Source organism: Vibrio sp. SCSIO 43136 (genome assembly GCF_023716565.1).
Taxonomy (GTDB): domain Bacteria; phylum Pseudomonadota; class Gammaproteobacteria; order Enterobacterales; family Vibrionaceae; genus Vibrio.
In genome coordinates this window covers 973,754-992,029 of sequence record NZ_CP071848.1, presented here as the reverse complement: position 1 = coordinate 992,029, position 18,276 = coordinate 973,754, and the positions used below count along the sequence as shown (strand labels likewise).

The window sequence follows — 18,276 nt, the reverse complement described above, 5'->3', positions numbered from 1 at the left end:
TTGAGCCGCTTTTTTCATCAAAAAATTTATCAGATCAAAATCACATTAATAAATTAGACAGTTACATTTGTAACCATAAGTAACAAATTTCATCTAAGCTTTTTATGAATTAGCGCATCTCGTTAGGGCTTGAACGTGGTGCCGAAATCACTAGTAAGGAAGCAAGATGAAACAGAAACAGTTGGTGATAGCGCTAGGGTTGACCTCATCCTTGGGGCTTGTCGGTTGTGGCGGCGGTAGTAGTAGCGACGGTGGAAGCAGTGGCTCGACAACGTCAACTTACAGCGTAAAAGCAATCGATGGATACTTAAATGGGGCTTTGGTGTGGCTTGATGTCGACGGAGATTTTCTACCGGGACCAACCGAGCCGCAAACAAAATCTGGTGCCGGAGGTAATGCAACTCTGGATGTAACAGGCATTGATAATCCTGAGCAATATTCGGTCATCGTGCGCGCGATTAAAGGCGAGACCATCGATGAAGATACCAATAAACCAGTAGCGGCTGACTACGTTATGTCTGCCCCTGCTGGGCAGCAAACCGTCACACCACTATCGACGCTGGTACACGTAGAAATGAAACGTGCCACCACTGGCACAGATGAGGAAAAACTGGCCGCAGCGCAAACCAAAATCGCCGGACAACTTGGGATTGAGGAAGACGATGTTCTTGGCGATTACATTGCTGATGATAAAGACGAGGCAGCTGCAGGCGCCAAAGCGCTCGTCACATCAGGCACTATGCCTTCAACACCCGAAGAGCTTGATCAACAAGCGGATGGTACAGGCAGCGATGACCTACTCTCAGATGCGGAAACCATTAACCAGTTAGTTAAAACCACCATTGAAACCAAAAAATCGGAAGCTGAAGAAGGGCAAGACCCAGACCTATCCACCATCATTGTAAGTAAAGATGGTACGGTCGATGAAGATACCGATAATGATGGCGTGCCAGATAAAGATGAAGATGAAGGCTTTGTTGGGAACTCAGATGAGTGGTTCGACTTTGATAAAGACGGCGTCGGCGACAATGAAGATACCGACGATGATGGCGATGGTACGCCAGATGATGAAGATGACATGCCATACGATGCCAATGAAACCACAGACACCGATAGCGACGGTATCGGTAACAATGCCGATAAAGATGATGACAACGATGGTTACCCAGATGACCAAGATGACTTCGATCTCGACGGCAAAGAGTGGTTAGATACTGATGAAGATGGTACGGGTAACAACGCCGATACCGATGACGATAACGACGGCACCCCAGATGACCAAGATGATCTGCCACTAGACTCAACCGAGCAAGTTGATACTGACGGCGATAAAATTGGTAACAATGCGGACCCAGACGATGACAATGATGGCGTCGCAGATGACCAAGATGACTTCCCACTCGATGACAGTGAAACCACGGACACCGATAAAGACGGGACTGGAGACAACGCCGATACCGACGATGACAACGACGGAACGCCAGACGACGACGATCTAGACCCAACCGACCCTGATGTTTCTGCGCCACAAACGGCTGACGTTATCAGCTTCATGCGTAGCAGTACCAACCTGTTTGTCGGATGGAGTGATGAAGATAATGGACGCACCACCGCACAGCTAGAGCAATTTACCCTCAATGGTGATGTGGCTACCGTGACGGCTCGTTATAGTGTTGGCAAAGACGGCACGCTAACTGAGGAAACCTCGGCGACTGCCAATGAAAAGAGCACCACTAATTACGACCAAGTTGTGTTGTCATCAACCGGCTGGCAAGGCATCGAAGATAACTATGTGTTGGAAATCGATGGCAGCCAGATCAAGCTCTACCCAGCGCAATTGGAAAGCTACATTTTCCAAATTCAAGGCACAGTGAAAACGCTTGATGGTCTCAATATCAGTGACAATGGAGGTGATCTCGAAGATATTCTGTCATCGACTGGGGTTTACCCTGCTAACTCTTCAGCAGCGCTCGTTTCTATGCTAACACTAGATGAAAAATACGAGCTTGATGATGAGAAGGTATGGTTCTGGCGTGGCACGGGGGATACCTCGCAAGATGGTCAAAATGCCACCAGCTTGGATGATATCAAAGCGACGACCTCTTCAGGCTCAACTCCTCAAACCGATACCATCAAGGGTGTGGCTCTGGGATATGAAGTGGGTGTTCAGCTCGTCAGTGATGGTACAGCCAATTTCTACACCATGAACTGGGATTACTCTTCGTTCAACAGTGCAGGAACCGCACCGACATCGACCTTAGCCGGTACAGGAACATGGACACAATCAACCATCAGTACTGAAAACATTATCCAGTTTACGGTACCAGAAAGTGTTCAAGATAGTTGGGGGGACAAATACAACCTTGGTGATACTGCGCTGCTTTCGGTTTACGATGGTTACGTAAGAGCGGGACGTTACATGGCGAAAAACACCAGCATGGAGGATGATACTGCTTTCCTAATGAACGCAACCGCCAAAGATGCGCTGTTAGGTGTGGTCGATATCCCTCTCTTTGTCTGCTACGACAAAGAACGAGAAGATATGAGCCTCACTGTGGATGACTTTGATTCAGCAGTTAACGAATGTGGCATGGCGCAAGCATTAACTTCTGACATGGTGTCAGGCAAAAACTTCCAGCGAGTGAAAGGCAACGGCGATACTCGTGACTACACCTTTAACGCCGATGGCACGGTCGACGTCTACAAAAACGGCGCGAGTGAAAAAGCATATACTAATAACTGGACCATCTCAGGAGACTACCTCAAAGTCTATGCGTCAGATTCAAGCTTCTCACTGGATTGGTATTGGGCGATCACCGATGTCAAAGACGATACTTGGTCACTGCTAACATTCGAGAAATACATCGTGCCTGATGGTACCGTGGACGACAGCAGTTATGTTGCACTTTGGGCAACTAAAGTCACCCAGCAAGATCTAGGCACTGATCCTGTCGGTACTTGTGAAATCACCGAAGTAGAAAGCGGAGCAAGCTATCAAGACTTCCTGACCCAGCTAAGTGCTTGTAGCTCGCTACCGGATATGGATGTGGATGAACAGGTTAACGTTTACCGTATCAATGGGGATGCCGAAACTCGTGCCTATATTCTGCAGCAAGGCACCTCATCTGGCACCTTCTTATACTTCCGTAATGGTCAACCTCGCGAACGTACTTGGAGCATGAACAGTGATGGCGTGATGGAATGGAAAGACGGTGATACGGTTGAAACCTATGTCCGCTTAATTAAAGAGTTGGATAATGGTGGCAAACTGGCTTTCTATGAAACCGACGGCGGTGAAATTTGGTACACCACAGTAAATGACTTCACACCTTTCAGTGATGTTCAAAGCTGTGGTACCAATGACTCTGATTGGGACGATGAAAATGAGCGCCCTGTGACATTTACCACCTACAGTGCATTTGAGTCTGCTTTGACTTCTTGTGTTGATACTACAGAGCGTTACGCCAAGTTCAGTGCCGATGACTTCTTAGACCGAGAAGTTGTACTGGAAATTCCAGATGAACGACTAACCTTCAATACAGACAAGAGTGGTACGCTTGTTAGTCTCAGTGAGTCAACAGGTGCTGTAGAGGGGACTTATAACTTTACTTGGAGCATCGAAGACGCTGACAAAGGTGTGGTTAAGCTGGTCATCAGCTATACCGATGACAACAATGTCGCTCAAACAGCCACAGAGTATCTGGCAATTACCGATACCGATGGTGTCGACTTTGCCATTAAAGGCTTCTGGATGAACAGTGCTTGGGAAAGTGAGTCTGACTTCACCACAGGTGGCGGTGAGATATTCTCTAACACCTATCGACACACCAATGCCAAGTCCTTGATTGATGGGTTATAGGTCGAAAGCCTAACAAAAAAGCCAGCAAAAAATTGCTGGCTTTTCTTTTGAACGCTATTCTGGCTTTTGCTTGGCCTCAAATGCCGCCAGTTGCTCTGGCGTTGCCTTTGGTTGGTGGTTTTGCTTCCACTCGTCATAAGTCATGCCATAGACACGCTCGCGTGCATCATCGATATCTAAGCCTAGCTCTAGGTTTTCCGCTTCTGCTTTATACCACTTACTGAAACAGTTTCGACAAAAGCCCGCTAAGATCATCAGATCGATATTTTGCACATCTTTATTGTCATCCAAATGGGCAAGTAAGCGACGAAACACTGCGGCGTCTAGCTTATCTTGTTGCTCTTGAGGCAAGTCTTTGTATTTAAAATCAGCCATTTTCTTTACTCTCTGTCGTTTCTAGCCCGATATCACCATGGGTTGAGCGTCCGCGGTTATCGTGTGCCAGTTCTTTGTTTAGCAGAGATTCTACATAGCCCGGTGAGTGCGTCGCAACTGAGATCAGACGATACATTGCTGGGATCACGAATAAAGTCACCAAAGTCGCAAAGCCCATACCGAAAAATATCACTGTACCCACCGCAATACGGCTCTCATAACCTGCACCTGTTGAGATTATCAGCGGCACAGAGCCTGCAAGAGTGGTGAACGCGGTCATCAAAATCGGACGCAAACGACGAGCGGATGCATCAATGACAGCCTGCTCGAAGGCGACACCCCGGTCACGAAGCTGGTTAGCAAACTCAACGATAAGGATGCCATTTTTAGTCACCATACCAATCAGCATGATCATACCAATCTGGCTATAGATGTTGAGCCCCTGCTCCATCACCACCATACCGATAAAGCCGCCCAATACCCCCATCGGAACTGTAAACATCACCACCAGCGGGTTGATAAAGCTTTCAAACTGAGCAGAGAGCACTAAGTAGGCCACCAATAGTGCAAGGGCAAACACCACCAATACACTTGACTGGTTTTCCTTGAACTCTTTCGACTCGCCTGAATAGCTTACCGAAATATCACTTGGCAGTTTTTCGATCGCTTGCTGGTCAAGGAAATCTAACGCCTGCCCCAGTGTCACCCCTTCATTCAAGTTAGCCGTTACTGTAATGGCTTTTTTCTTGTTGTAGTGGGATAAACGAATCGACGAGGCAATCTCTTCAATTTTTGTCACCGCATCGAGCGTGACAAGTTCACCTCGGTTGGTGCGCATGTAGATCTGACTCAGGTCGGCTGCGTTATTAAATGAGTTTTCATCGCCACGAAGGTAAACATCATACTCTTCCCCGCGATCGACAAAGGTGGTTTCGGTTTTGCCCCCAAGCATCACTTCTAGTGTGGTTGAGATGTCCGAAACGGCGATCCCAAGCTCAGCAGCACGGGCTTTATCTACTGAAACCACCAATTCAGGGGTCTTCTCCGAGTAGTTGATTTCAGCGCCATTCATCAAAGCACTGTTGTTGGCTTCATCTTGCAGCAACTCAGCCCACTGTTTGAGCTCTTGATAGTCTGAGCCACCGAGAACAAATTGCACTGGTTCGCTAGAGCGCCCTCTAAAGCCTGGCATCATTGGGAACACACGTGCATCTGGGATGCCGGTAAGCTGTTTACGTACCATACCCAGAGCTTCTTGCGCTGTCACCGAACGGTCTTCCCAGTCCTCAAGAATCATGATCACAAAGCCAGTCTGGTCACCTGCGTTGCCGCCAAATGCTGGCGATTGAACGCTGAATGACTTAAGCACGCCTTGACCCAGCATTGGCATTAAACGCTCTTCAACCAGATCGATGTTGGCATTCATGCGATTGTAACTGGTGGCATCTGCACCACGAACAAAGGCAAATAACACCCCACGGTCTTCTGATGGCGTCAATTGAGCCGGCACCTTATCCATCAAGTAATAACTGCCACCAATACAGGCAATGATGATCACAGGTGCAAGAAGACGAAGTGCCATCGCTTTGGTCAGTAGGTAACGATAGCCCTGTTCAAGCTTGCCAAACATGCGCTCTATGAACAGGTTAAAACCACCTTGGCGAACGTTAGCTTTGAGGATTTTGCTGCCCAGAACAGGGGTCAAGGTCAATGCGATGAAAGAGGAGAAAATCACCGCCATGGCAAGCAATACTGAGAACTCGGTGAAGAGCAAGCCTACCATGCCGTCCATAAAGGAGATCGGGAGGAATACCATTACCAGTACAAGAGTTGTTGCAACGACAGCAAAGCCTACTTCACGAGCACCTTTGTAAGCGGCCACCAAAGGTGACTCGCCGCGTTCGATATGGTGGAAGATGTTCTCGACCACAACAATCGCATCATCCACCACCAAACCAATCGACAAGATCAGTGCCATTAAGGTGATCAGGTTGATTGAGAAACCAAAGTAATAGGCCGCAATAAAGGAAGAGATCAACGATACAGGCACAGTGATCGCTGGGATCAAGGTCGCCCTCGCCTGACCAATGAAGATATATAGCGTCAGGATGACCAAACCGCCAGTGATAAACAGGGTGTTGTAGACCTCTGAAATCGAACGGTCAATGAATACCGTGGAGTCATAGTCGACCGCTAGACGAGTCCCTTGCGGCAAGAACTGCTGGATCTGCTCAACTTCTTTGTGCACCGCTTTTGCCACTTGCAACGGGTTGGCATCCGATTGCGGCACAATACCTAAACTGACGTTAATAACACCGTCGCTTTTAAAAGTCGAATTCTCGTTTTGTGCACCAATGTAGACATCGGCGACGTCTTTAAGATAGATAGGTGAACCATCCGATGCGTAACGCACCACAAGGTAGTCAAAGTCTTCCGCTGTTTGATATAGACGAGCAGTACGTACCGACATCACTATGGTGTCGTTACGAACCTCACCGCCTGGATTTTCTACGTTTTCATTGCGCAGAGCCGTGGTAATGTCGGTGGTGGTAACGCCACGACCAGCCATCAGCTCTGGGTCGAGTTTGACGTACATAACTTTATACAGACCACCGGAGATCTGCACTGAGCTTACCCCAGAAAGCAGTGAAAAACGGTCTTCCAGCACTCGCTCGGTGTAGTCCGTTAGCTGAGTTCTATCCATCTCGGAAGAACTCAGGTTAATGTAAATCGAAGCTTCACCACTACCATTGTCTTTATAGACGAGCGGATCATCTGCTTCATCAGGCAGTCGTCGCTGAGCACGAGCGACAGCATCACGCACGTCACTGGCACCCACATTTAGATCGTAACCTAGCTCAAAAGTCACTTTAATACGCGATGAGCTGGTACGGGTCGTTGAGGTGATTTCATCAATGCCACTGATACCCGAAAGCTGATCTTCAATCACTGATGTGATTTGCGACTCAATGATCGAGGCAGAAGCGCCATCATAACGGGTAGATATCGATACCACAGGGCTTTCGATGTCGGGCATTTCACGCACCGACAGTTTAGTGAAAGAAACTAAACCAAAAACACACAGTAGCAAGCTAAATACGATCGCTACAATTGGTCGTTTGACCGAGACATCCGACAGCAGCATGATCAGTTACCTTCCTGTGGCAGAGGTTTGACTTGCACGCCATCACGCATATTGACCACACCTTGCACAACGATCTTATCGCCAATATTCAGACCCGAGTTCACCACCACTTGGTTCTCTACGCGAGCCCCTAGTTCGATTTCGGTACGTTTCACTTTGTTCTCTGCGCCAATAACATAAACAAAGCGCTTAGTGCCTGAGTATTCAAGCGCCTGAACTGGAATGATAGGGGCACTTATCGGAGCAAAACCAAGCTCTGCGGCCATCAACATGCCCGGCTTAAGCTTGCGAGCGGTGTTTCTAAAGTGTACACGAACACGAACGTTAAGTGTTTCAGGATTAATGCGAGAATCAATACCGACAATTTCACCGCTGAATACTTCATTTTTCCATGCTTTACTCTTAGCCGTCACGCTCATGCCTGTGGCGAGTTGCGACAAATAACGCTCTGGCACTTGTAAATCAAGTTCCATCAAAGACAAATCATCAAGTGTCAGTAATTCAGAACCAGTGTTTAACCATTTACCTCGACTAAAATCGACAAAACCTATCGTGCCGTTAAATGGCGCTTTAATATGACGGTTATTAAGGTCCGCTTGAGCAGAATCTAATCGCGCTTTAGCGATATTTACCGTCGCAATTTGCCCTTCAATTTCGGTTTGAGTGATCGCTCCACGCTTGAGCAGCTTTTGAAACTCCCCCAAAATACGTTGCTGATCTTGGTAATAGGCTTTGGCTTCAACTAACGCAGCTTGAGACTTGGCATCATCAATTTGAACTAACAACTGCCCTTTCTTTACATCCTGATTCGAACGTACGGCAATTTTCTCGACTTTACCCGCCACTTCCGCCGACAATACCACCGACTGGCTTGCATCCAGCTTACCAACCAATGATAAGTTTTGTGAGATTTGATGCTCTGCGACAGACTCAGCCACCACGGCAACAGCTCGTGCATTACCACCCGGCTTACCTTTAGCTATAGAAGGAGAAGAAAAGCTGACCACAGCGGCGCATAAGAAGATTGTTAAAGCATGTTTATTCATAAGTGCAGCTCAAATAATGAGTGAAGTCTCTGTAATCCTTTATTCTATCAACACAAATCCACAGTTGCGTAAAGGAATGTAAAGGTTGATAAATATTCCGTAAGAGAGCATGAATTAGCTACTTTTTACCCACAAAAGCGCTCTTTTAACCGCTCAAGGCGAAAAAGCAAGCATTCAAACCAATTTTCACAAAAATACCTTTACAGCTTTTGAGTGTTTGATATTATGCGCTCCGCACTTGGCAACCGTGTTGGGAAAACGCTGCTAAGTATAAAAATACCCTGGAGGGGTTCCCGAGTGGCCAAAGGGAGCAGACTGTAAATCTGCCGGCTCCGCCTTCGATGGTTCGAATCCGTCCCCCTCCACCATATTCTTTCTTTACAAGCATCGCTTGTGAGAAACGCTTGATTGCCGTGTTGGGAAAACCGCAATTAAGGATAAAAACACCCTGGAGGGGTTCCCGAGTGGCCAAAGGGAGCAGACTGTAAATCTGCCGGCTCCGCCTTCGATGGTTCGAATCCGTCCCCCTCCACCATATTCTTTTACAAGCATCGCTTGTGAGAAACGCTTGATTGCCGTGTTGGGAAAACCGCAATTAAGGATAAAAACACCCTGGAGGGGTTCCCGAGTGGCCAAAGGGAGCAGACTGTAAATCTGCCGGCTCCGCCTTCGATGGTTCGAATCCGTCCCCCTCCACCATATTCTTCTTTACAAGCATAGCTTGTGAGAAACACTTGATTGCCGTGTTGGGAAAACTGCAATTAAGGATAAAAACACCCTGGAGGGGTTCCCGAGTGGCCAAAGGGAGCAGACTGTAAATCTGCCGGCTCCGCCTTCGATGGTTCGAATCCGTCCCCCTCCACCATATTCTTCTTTGCAAGCACAGCTTGTGAGAAACGCTTGATTGCCGTGTTGGGAAAACCGCAATTAAGGATAAAAATACCCTGGAGGGGTTCCCGAGTGGCCAAAGGGAGCAGACTGTAAATCTGCCGGCTCCGCCTTCGATGGTTCGAATCCGTCCCCCTCCACCATATTCTTTTTTACAAGCACAGCTTGTGAGAAACGCTTGATTGCCGTGTTGGGAAAACCGCAATTAAGGATAAAAACACCCTGGAGGGGTTCCCGAGTGGCCAAAGGGAGCAGACTGTAAATCTGCCGGCTCCGCCTTCGATGGTTCGAATCCGTCCCCCTCCACCATATTCTTCTTTACAAGCATAGCTTGTGAGAAACGCTTGATTGCCGTGTTGGGAAAACCGCAGTTAAGGATAAAAACACCCTGGAGGGGTTCCCGAGTGGCCAAAGGGAGCAGACTGTAAATCTGCCGGCTCCGCCTTCGATGGTTCGAATCCGTCCCCCTCCACCATATTTAACAAGCCAGCTCATTGAGCTGGCTTTGTTGTATATGCGGTTTGGAAAATCGGTAAACGGTAAACGGTAAACGGTAAACGGTAAACGGCATGTTACTCCACTCTATAAATCTTCAGGTGACGATTGGGGGATAGTCGTAGTACATTGGCTACTTGCGAAGAGGGAATATCGTCATGTCACTAGAATCTGCTATCACCTTTTTTATTGCGATCTTTGTTTTTAGTATTACCCCAGGCCCTGGGGTGTTTGCCATATTGGCTCGTGCGCTCGTGCATGGCGCTAAACGTTGTGTAATGCTGGCACTGGGTATGGCTGTAAGTGATGTGGTCTATTTGATCCTAGCTTGTTTTGGCTTGGCGACCATTGCGCAAAACTGGGGAGAAGTATTTACCATCATTCGTTATGTTGGGGCTTTGTACCTGTTGTACCTTGGCTACAAGATGTTCACCACGCTCCCAACCCTAGGTGATAACCTCAATCACACTGAAGTGAAACAGAGCAAAACCGATGCACTAGCCAGCTTTACTCAGGGCTTCTTAATATCAGCATCTAACCCTAAAGTGATCCTGTTTTACATCTCTTTCCTGCCGACTTTTATCGATCTGACTCGTCTGAATGCCCAAGACATCGTAACCGTTTCTGTATTGAGCTTAATTGCCCTCATGATGGGATTGATGCTAATAGCTCTGGCGGCAGGCAAAGCTGCCACCATGCTAAAAACCGAAAAAGCCCAAGCTCGTCTAAACAAAGGTGCGGGCGGTATCATGATTGCCGCAGGCACCTACCTAGCAGTTCACAAGTGATTGCGTTTTGGATCTGAGTCTAAATCCAACTCAGGCCCCGCAGGTACGACTTGGGTTGGGTTAATACCCAGGGCGAGATCATGAACGTTTTTTGAGCTAAATAGGATCGATTTGACGATCTGATCTAGCTGTGATCATATACTCCCTTTTGAGGGTATTTTCATGAGCATCGACGCTTTCTCTGAGCATTTTGGCCACCTAACAGATCCACGTCAATCAGCTAAAATTAGCTACCCATTATTCGATGTTTTGTTTTTGGTAGTGTGTGCCGTTATTGCAGGTTGTGAAGGATGGGAAGATATTGAAGACTTTGGTGAAGTTCACCTTGATTGGCTTCAAGAAAAAGGCTTCTTCCCAGATGGTCTGCCTACACATGACACTATTGCACGTATCGTTTCACGCCTTGAACCAACTGAGTTTCAAACAAGTTTTGCTAGCTGGATGCAGGCTATATCTCAACGCTCAAAAGGTGAGTTGATAGCTATCGATGGTAAAGTTTTGAGAGGCTCATACGATCGTGAAAGCCGCCAGTCTACAATCCATATGGTTAGCGCTTTTGCAACCGCTAATGGTGTCGTCGTAGGACAACGAAAAACCGATGCTAAATCAAATGAAATCACAGCGATACCAGAGTTACTTCAGCTACTAGATATTAAAGGTTGCCTCGTTTCGATTGATGCCATCGGTTGTCAAACAAACATTGCTGCCACCATTACCGATGAAGGTGGAGATTATCTCCTTGCAGTGAAAGGAAATCAGGAGTCACTGTTTAAAGCAGTGCAACATGCGCTTAAAGAGAAAAGAATTGCAAAAAGCGAACCTCAAAATGTCACGATTGAAAAAGGGCATGGTCGAGTAGAAGCCCGTGAATACCATGTCTTACCCGCAGGCGAGCTAGCCAAACAGTTTCCCGAATGGAAAGGACTAAAATCCATTGGTTTTGCACTAAGTTGCCGTGTTGATAATAAAGGAAAAAGTTCTTTCGAATATCGTTACTATATCAGTTCAGCAGAACTCACAAATACAGAGTTTGCAGCAGCGGTTCGTGGCCACTGGGGTATAGAAAACAGTTTGCATTGGGTGCTTGATGCCACGATGAATGAAGACAGTTGCCAAATTTACCGAAACAATGCCGCTGAAGTCATGGCTTGCATACGCCATATCGCACTAAATATGTTACGTTCTGAAAATACCAAGAAAGCAAGTGTGCGTCGTAAACAAAAGATAGCGGCGATGAGCAATGATTATTTAGACAAAGTATTGCTCGCTGGTCTTGATGCATCGAACAATAATTAGGCACTCATGCTCTCGCCCTGGGTTAATACCTGTATGACTGAAATAGTAGTGGCGCTTAATGTGATAGAAATCGACCGTCTCTTTTACCCCTGGCACCTGATACAACTCTTTTAGGTATCCTTGAATGTTTGCGTAGTCGGCAATGCGCTGCTTATTGCATTTGAAATGCCCAACGTAAACCGCATCGAATCGAACCAAAGTGGTGAACAGTCGCCAATCCGCTTCTGTGATGCTATCTCCAGCCAAAAAGCGATGCTTGGCGAGATGCTCATCGACTCTATCCAACGCATCAAACAACTGACCATATGCTTCTTCATAAGCTGACTGGGTGGTCGCAAAGCCACAACGGTAGACACCATTATTAATATTGGGATAAACGAAGTCATTCCACTGCTCTATCTCATCGTGCAGCACTTGTGGGTAGTAGTCGTCATGACTTCCGGTTAAGGAGTTAAACGCACTGTTGAACATGCGAATAATTTCCGAAGACTCGTTACTAACAATTGTTTGGGTCTTCTTGTCCCAAAGCACCGGCACTGTCACTCTGCCGGTATAATCTGACTTTGCCTTGGTATAGATCTGATGCATAAACTCGAACCCATACAAAGGCTCGGGTGACTCAAATTGCCAACCATTTTCAAGCATATCTGGGCTGACAACGGTCACACCTATATGCTCTGTCAAACCTTTTAACTGGCGAAAAATAAGCGTTCGGTGCGCCCAAGGACAGGCAAGAGACACATAGAGGTGGTAGCGGCCAGATTCTGGTGCAAATGGCGCATCAGGTTGATCTTCGACCCAGTGGCGAAAGCCTGCATCTTCACGTACAAACTTACCACCACTTGTTTTAGTGTCATACCAGACATCATGCCAAACACCTTCAACCAATTTACCCATTATCCATCTCCTGTTGACCATGTGCCTACAGTGTAGATAACAAATCTCTCCAGCTCAGTGGGAGCATACTGGTGAAGACGTTCGAATTATTTGAATGATCCTCAATTAGGCTAACGTTTTTGCTTTCACCTGAGATAGATATGGGTAGAGGAATGCGATACGGCCAACATAAAACAAGGTAAAGGCAAACCATAAGCCTTGATTACCAAAACTATCCAGTGTCAGCCAACACGCAATCAAAAATATCGCAACCGTCATTGCAGTCGAGTTTCTTACTGGGCGCGTCGTGCCTGTCCCTGTAAAAATGCCGTAAACTGTCAAACCAAAGCCTGCTACTAGAGGGAAGATCACCAGCCATAAAGAGACTTGCTGGTACTCGTTGAGTACTTGCGGGATCTGAGTAAAGATCAGCGCCAACTGGTCATGAGTCAGCCCAATCACCAGAGTAAGTAATACGACAGCCCCAGCGGTCCATTGCATATTCATGGTGAGCACTTGCTCAAGCAGACTTGGGTTTTTCTCTCCAACAGAGCGCCCAGCAAATACGCTCGATGCATTAGCGATACCATCAAACAGATAACTGGCTAAAAATGTAATCTGCATCATAATCGCATTTGCAGCGAGCACATCCGCCCCCATGCTAGAGCCAAAGCGGGCCATGCAGTTAAACATCAACAATAAACACACAGTACGCAGCATCAAGTCTGAATTTGACGATGCAATGGTAGCGAGTTGCTGCTTGCTCATTTTGGCAAGCTTCAAATAAGGCATAAATGAGAAACCTGCGGTTTGCTTGACCAAATAAAGACCGATAGCAAAGGTACTCACTTGGGCAATCAAACTTGCCAGCGCCACACCTTCAACACCCATGTCAAAGCCAACCACAAACACAATATCCAGCACGATATTAAGCACATTACCAAAGATTTGGGTAAACAAAGTCGCTTTGACTTTAGCTTGGCCCATCAGCCACCCAATTAAGGTGTAGTTGAGCAATACAAACGGCGCACCCCAAATCAATATCGAGAAGTAGCTTTGAGCTTGAACCGCCACATCGGCATCTGGCTCAATCATCCACAGTGCCGCTTGCCAAATACCCGCTTGAGCAAAAATAAAGACAAACCCTACCCCGCTGGCTAGTACAAATGGACGCACTAAGCTCGCCGCAAGGTCACGCTCACACCCTTTACCAAGAGCCATCGCACTTTGTCCGGTCGTACTGACTCGAAAGAAGCCAAATAACCAATAGAGGGTGTTTAAAATCACTGTACCTATCGCAACACCACCGATTAAGGCGGCTTGCTGCATCTGCCCAATTACTGCGGTATCTACTGCACCAAGAAGCGGTTGGGTGATGGTCGATACGATAAAAGGAATGGCAATTTTGTAATAATCAGAGTGGGAAAGTTTCAAGGGTCACTGCTTTTCTTGATTGATAATGTAATAACATATCAAATGATATTGATTCTTAATGCGATGCAGGATACCAGAACTGGTTCGACATACAAGTTGTTTGCACGAAAAGGGAGTTGAGATTGATGCGAATCAAAAATCTTGGGCACAAAAAAAGCGCGGCCCATACGGCACCGCGCTTAAGCCCGTCACAGGCTGAATTAATCGACGTGCAGACACGATACTGCGTGTCGGTCGTCACCCTTAATCTTAGGTTTTTGCTGTGCACATAGCTCTGTTGCTTGTGGGCAACGAGTACGGAATACACAACCTGATGGTGGGTTCATTGGCGATGGTAGATCACCTTCTAACATCTCGATCTTCTTGTTACGTTCAAGCTTAGGATCAGGAATAGGTACTGCAGACATCAATGCGCGCGTGTACGGGTGTTTAGGGTTAGCAAATAGCTCGTCGCCTTCCGCAAGCTCTACTGCATTACCTAGGTACATTACCAATACACGGTCTGAGATATGTTTAACTACTGACAAGTCGTGAGCGATGAAGACCAAAGCAAGACCTAGCTCTTTTTGAAGCTCTTTCAGTAGGTTAACAACCTGAGCCTGGATTGACACATCAAGCGCTGATACTGGCTCATCACAGATGATCATCTTAGGACGCAAGATAAGTGCACGCGCAATACCGATACGTTGACACTGACCGCCTGAGAACTCGTGTGGGTAACGGTTGATAACGTTCGGCAGTAGACCTACCTTCATCATCATCTCTTTAACGCGATCTTTCACTTCCGTCTTAGATAGCTCTGGGTAGAAGGTCTCTAGCGGCTCAGCGATAATGTCACCGATAGTCATACGCGGGTTGAGTGATGCCAACGGGTCTTGGAAGATCATCTGGATCTCTTTACGAGTCTCACGACGCTGTACTTCTTCCATCTTAGTTAGGTCTTGACCCAACCAAACCACATCACCATCAGTCGCTTCTACCAGACCAATCACTGCGCGAGCAAAGGTCGATTTACCACAACCAGACTCACCTACAACGCCCAGCGTTTCACCTTCATAAAGACGAACGTCAACACCATCAACCGCTTTCAACGGAACAGGTTTAGTCCAAGGCCATGCAGACTTTGGCGCAATGTTGAAGTGAACTTTAAGATCTTTTACATCAAGAAGTAGTTTCTTTTCAGTGCTCATAATTACCAAGCCTCCCAGTCAGAAAAACATGCACGTTTACGGTTGTTACCAAAGTCCAGTAGTTGTGGCGCTTCTCTGCGACACTGGTCTGTCACACGGTGACAACGCTCTTGGTACGGACAACCTACAGGCAGGCGCAACAAGTTTGGCGGGTTACCCGGAATGGTTGGCAGGATTTCACCTTCTGTATCCAGACGAGGGATAGCTTTCAGTAGACCTTCCGCATACGGGTGGCTTGGGTTGTAGAAAATCTCATCCACAGTACCGTACTCCATGGTACGGCCAGCGTACATTACAAGCACCTTGTCACAAGAGCCTGCAACCACACCTAGGTCGTGGGTGATCATAATGATAGAAGTGTTGAACTCGCTTTTCAGCTCGTTCAGTAGGTCCATGATCTGCGCCTGTACCGTTACGTCAAGAGCGGTGGTTGGCTCATCGGCGATCAGTAGTTTAGGGCGACATAGCAGCGCCATAGCGATCATTACACGCTGACGCATACCGCCAGAGAATTCGTGAGGGTACATGGTAATACGCTTACGAGCCTCAGGGATCTTAACCGCTTCAAGCATGCGTACCGACTCTTCGAAAGCTTCCGCTTTACCCATGCCTTTATGCAGCATCAGTACTTCCATCAGCTGATCGCTTACTTTCATGTAAGGGTTCAGGGAAGTCATTGGGTCTTGGAAGATCATTGCGATCTGTTCAGCACGAACCTTGTTCAGTTCTTTTTCTGGCAGGTTAAGGATCTCTTTGCCTTCGAACTTAGCACTACCTGTGATAGTGCCGTTCTTTGCCAGTAGGCCCATCAGGGCAAATACCGTTTGTGATTTACCTGAACCAGACTCACCTACGATGCCTAGGGTTTCGCCTGGCTTAAGTGAGAAGTTCAAGTCATTTACTGCGGTTACTGTACCGTCTTGCGTGGCAAACTCGACACGCAGATCTTTTACGTCTAATAAACTCATCATTGCATTCCTGTGTATTCTTTTGCTTCTTTCGATCCAGATTTATTTGTTATCTATCTTTTGGATCAAGTGCGTCACGAAGGCCATCGCCCACGTAGTTAAAGCAGAATAGTGTTACCACCATGAACAACGCTGGGAATGCCAGCTGCCAGATAGCCACTTCCATAGTCTGCGAACCTTCCTGTAGTAGTGCGCCCCAGCTAGTCATTGGCTCTTGAACACCAAGACCTAGGAACGATAGGAATGATTCAGTCAGGATCATTGAAGGAATCAACAGAGTTGAGTAAACCGCTACGATACCTAGTACGTTTGGAACAATGTGACGAGTGATGATCTTCCACTTGCTCACACCACAAACGTGTGCCGCTTCGATAAACTCTTTACTGCGCAAGCTTAGTGTCTGGCCACGTACGATACGTGCCATATCTAGCCAAGCAACTGCACCGATAGCAACAAAGATAAGTACAATGTTACGACCGAAGAAAGTTACCAGTACGATTACTAGGAACATGAAAGGAACAGCGTATAGGATCTCTAGGATACGCATCATGACACGGTCAGTACGGCCGCCAACGAAACCCGATGTCGCACCGTAAAGTGTACCGATAAGTACCGCAACAAGTGCACCAAGTACACCTACCATCAGCGAGATTCGACCACCGATCAAAGTACGAACATACAGGTCACGACCCAGACTATCAGTACCGAACCAGTGATCCGCATTTGGACCTACATGCATCGCATACCAGTCAGTATCATCGAATGTGTAAGGTGCAAGCATTGGCAGGAAAATAACCGCCAGCGTTAGCACAAATAGGATAGCCAGACTCACCATCGCCGCTTTGTTACGCATAAAACGGATACGGGCGTCTTGCCATAGACTACGGCCTTCGATCTCTAAGTTTTTAGAGAAATTTTCTACCGCTTCAAGATTCTCTTTTTTAGTTAACATAGTTACCGATTCCCTTAGTAACGAATTTTCGGGTCAATGACTGCTAGTACGATATCAACGATGGCGTTGAACAGAATGAATAGGAAACCAATCAGAATGGTTACACCCATTACTAGCGAGTAATCACGGTTAAATGCAGCGTTAACAAATAGCTTACCGATACCTGGTAGGCCAAAAATTGTTTCTACAACAACAGAACCAGTAATGATACCTACGAATGCAGGGCCCATGTATGAAACCACTGGTAGCATTGCTGGACGTAGCGCGTGCTTAACGATGATGTAAGGGTAGCTCAGACCCTTCGCACGTGCTGTACGGATAAAGTTACTGTTGAGAGTTTCGATCATCGAGCCACGAGTGATACGGGCAAAAGTCGCAACATACAGTAGAGACATCGCAATCACAGGCAGAACTAGGTATTGAATACCACCGTCGTGCCAGCCACCGGCTGGGAACCATTCTAGGTGAAGTGCGAATAGGTAAATAAGTGCTGGAGCCAGTACAAACGAAGGCAGTACCACGCCCAACATGGCTGTCGACATTATGGTGTAGTCGAGCCAAGTATTTTGTCTAAGTGCGGCTATTGTTCCGACAGTCACACCCATGATTACTGTAAAGATAAACGCAATGAAACCAACTTTTGCAGACACTGGAAGCGCTGCGCCAATCAATTCGTTTACCGAGTAATCAAGGTATTTAAATGACGGACCAAAGTCGCCTTGAATAACGTTACCAAGGTAGGTGTAGTATTGTTCGAAAACAGGCTTATCTAGGCCGTATTTCGCTTCAATGTTCGCCATTACCTCTGGTGGCAGGGGACGCTCGCTCGAGAAAGGGTTACCCGGTGCGAAACGCATCAAAAAGAAGGACACTGTGATCAAAACCAACATGGTTGGGATTGCTTCGAATATCCGTTTCATAATGAATTTAAACATAAACTCACTCTTCCAGTCTGTGACAATTA

Annotated in this window: 12 protein-coding genes and 7 tRNA genes; 10 read left to right on the top strand and 9 right to left on the bottom strand. The window is 47.0% G+C overall.

Annotated elements, in window-relative coordinates:
* Positions 1-166 precede the first annotated feature (166 nt).
* Positions 167-3,859 carry a hypothetical protein gene (locus tag J4N39_RS04775; RefSeq protein ID WP_252022445.1) on the top strand — a complete coding sequence of 1,231 codons (3,693 nt, stop codon included), beginning with the start codon at positions 167-169 and terminating at the stop codon, positions 3,857-3,859.
* A gap of 54 nt (positions 3,860-3,913) precedes the next feature.
* On the opposite strand, the gene J4N39_RS04770 is transcribed toward J4N39_RS04775, so the two are convergent.
* From J4N39_RS04770 to J4N39_RS04760, 3 genes are read right to left on the bottom strand one after another with little or no spacing between them, the layout of a single operon-like run.
* Positions 3,914-4,234 (bottom strand): DUF1244 domain-containing protein, encoded by a 321-nt coding sequence (locus tag J4N39_RS04770; protein ID WP_252022442.1) that lies wholly within the window; start codon positions 4,232-4,234, stop codon positions 3,914-3,916.
* Positions 4,227-7,379, bottom strand: a complete 3,153-nt coding sequence (gene vexH / locus J4N39_RS04765; RefSeq protein ID WP_252022439.1) for a vibriobactin export RND transporter permease subunit VexH — start codon at positions 7,377-7,379, stop codon at positions 4,227-4,229. Before vexH ends, J4N39_RS04770 begins: the two co-directional genes overlap by 8 nt.
* 2 nt (positions 7,380-7,381) lie before the next feature.
* Positions 7,382-8,425: an efflux RND transporter periplasmic adaptor subunit gene (locus J4N39_RS04760; RefSeq protein ID WP_252022436.1), complete on the bottom strand. Its 1,044-nt coding sequence runs from the start codon at positions 8,423-8,425 to the stop codon at positions 7,382-7,384.
* A 283-nt stretch (positions 8,426-8,708) separates the two neighbouring features.
* On the opposite strand from J4N39_RS04760, the gene J4N39_RS04755 reads away from it, so the two are divergent.
* The 9 genes from J4N39_RS04755 (at position 8,709) to J4N39_RS04715 (ending at position 11,892) form a co-directional block, all read left to right on the top strand.
* Positions 8,709-8,793: transfer RNA gene (locus J4N39_RS04755), tRNA-Tyr, on the top strand.
* An 82-nt stretch (positions 8,794-8,875) separates the two neighbouring features.
* A tRNA-Tyr gene (locus J4N39_RS04750) sits at positions 8,876-8,960 on the top strand.
* A gap of 79 nt (positions 8,961-9,039) precedes the next feature.
* Positions 9,040-9,124 (top strand) — tRNA-Tyr (locus J4N39_RS04745).
* 81 nt (positions 9,125-9,205) lie between these two features.
* Positions 9,206-9,290, top strand: a tRNA-Tyr gene (locus J4N39_RS04740).
* Between the two features lie 81 nt (positions 9,291-9,371).
* Positions 9,372-9,456: transfer RNA gene (locus tag J4N39_RS04735), tRNA-Tyr, on the top strand.
* A gap of 81 nt (positions 9,457-9,537) precedes the next feature.
* Positions 9,538-9,622 (top strand) — tRNA-Tyr (locus J4N39_RS04730).
* Between the two features lie 81 nt (positions 9,623-9,703).
* Positions 9,704-9,788 (top strand) — tRNA-Tyr (locus J4N39_RS04725).
* A gap of 178 nt (positions 9,789-9,966) precedes the next feature.
* Positions 9,967-10,596: a LysE family translocator gene (locus J4N39_RS04720; protein WP_252022433.1), complete on the top strand. Its 630-nt coding sequence runs from the start codon at positions 9,967-9,969 to the stop codon at positions 10,594-10,596.
* Between the two features lie 162 nt (positions 10,597-10,758).
* On the top strand, positions 10,759-11,892 hold the full coding sequence (locus J4N39_RS04715; RefSeq protein ID WP_252018132.1) for an ISAs1 family transposase: 1,134 nt from the start codon (positions 10,759-10,761) through the stop codon (positions 11,890-11,892).
* Here the strand turns inward: J4N39_RS04715 and J4N39_RS04710 are convergent.
* The 6 genes from J4N39_RS04710 to oppB all read right to left on the bottom strand — a co-directional run bounded on the left by J4N39_RS04710 (position 11,845) and on the right by oppB (position 18,247).
* Entirely contained in the window at positions 11,845-12,789 is a 945-nt protein-coding gene (locus tag J4N39_RS04710) for a glutathione S-transferase family protein (protein ID WP_252022430.1), read from the bottom strand. The genes J4N39_RS04715 and J4N39_RS04710 overlap by 48 nt on opposite strands.
* A gap of 105 nt (positions 12,790-12,894) precedes the next feature.
* The gene (locus J4N39_RS04705) at positions 12,895-14,202 is read right to left on the bottom strand and encodes an MATE family efflux transporter (protein ID WP_252022427.1); all 1,308 of its coding nucleotides are present in this window, start codon (positions 14,200-14,202) and stop codon (positions 12,895-12,897) included.
* Between the two features lie 200 nt (positions 14,203-14,402).
* Positions 14,403-15,392 carry a murein tripeptide/oligopeptide ABC transporter ATP binding protein OppF gene (gene oppF / locus J4N39_RS04700; RefSeq protein WP_252022425.1) on the bottom strand — a complete coding sequence of 330 codons (990 nt, stop codon included), beginning with the start codon at positions 15,390-15,392 and terminating at the stop codon, positions 14,403-14,405.
* 2 nt (positions 15,393-15,394) lie between these two features.
* A complete protein-coding gene (locus J4N39_RS04695; RefSeq protein ID WP_252023629.1) occupies positions 15,395-16,360 on the bottom strand; it encodes an ABC transporter ATP-binding protein in 966 nt (321 codons plus the stop codon).
* Between the two features lie 49 nt (positions 16,361-16,409).
* Complete coding sequence (gene oppC, locus J4N39_RS04690; protein WP_252022423.1) at positions 16,410-17,312, bottom strand: oligopeptide ABC transporter permease OppC; 903 nt, start codon at positions 17,310-17,312, stop codon at positions 16,410-16,412.
* A gap of 14 nt (positions 17,313-17,326) precedes the next feature.
* Positions 17,327-18,247 carry an oligopeptide ABC transporter permease OppB gene (gene oppB / locus J4N39_RS04685; protein WP_252022421.1) on the bottom strand — a complete coding sequence of 307 codons (921 nt, stop codon included), beginning with the start codon at positions 18,245-18,247 and terminating at the stop codon, positions 17,327-17,329.
* Between the last annotated feature and the right edge of the window lie 29 nt (positions 18,248-18,276).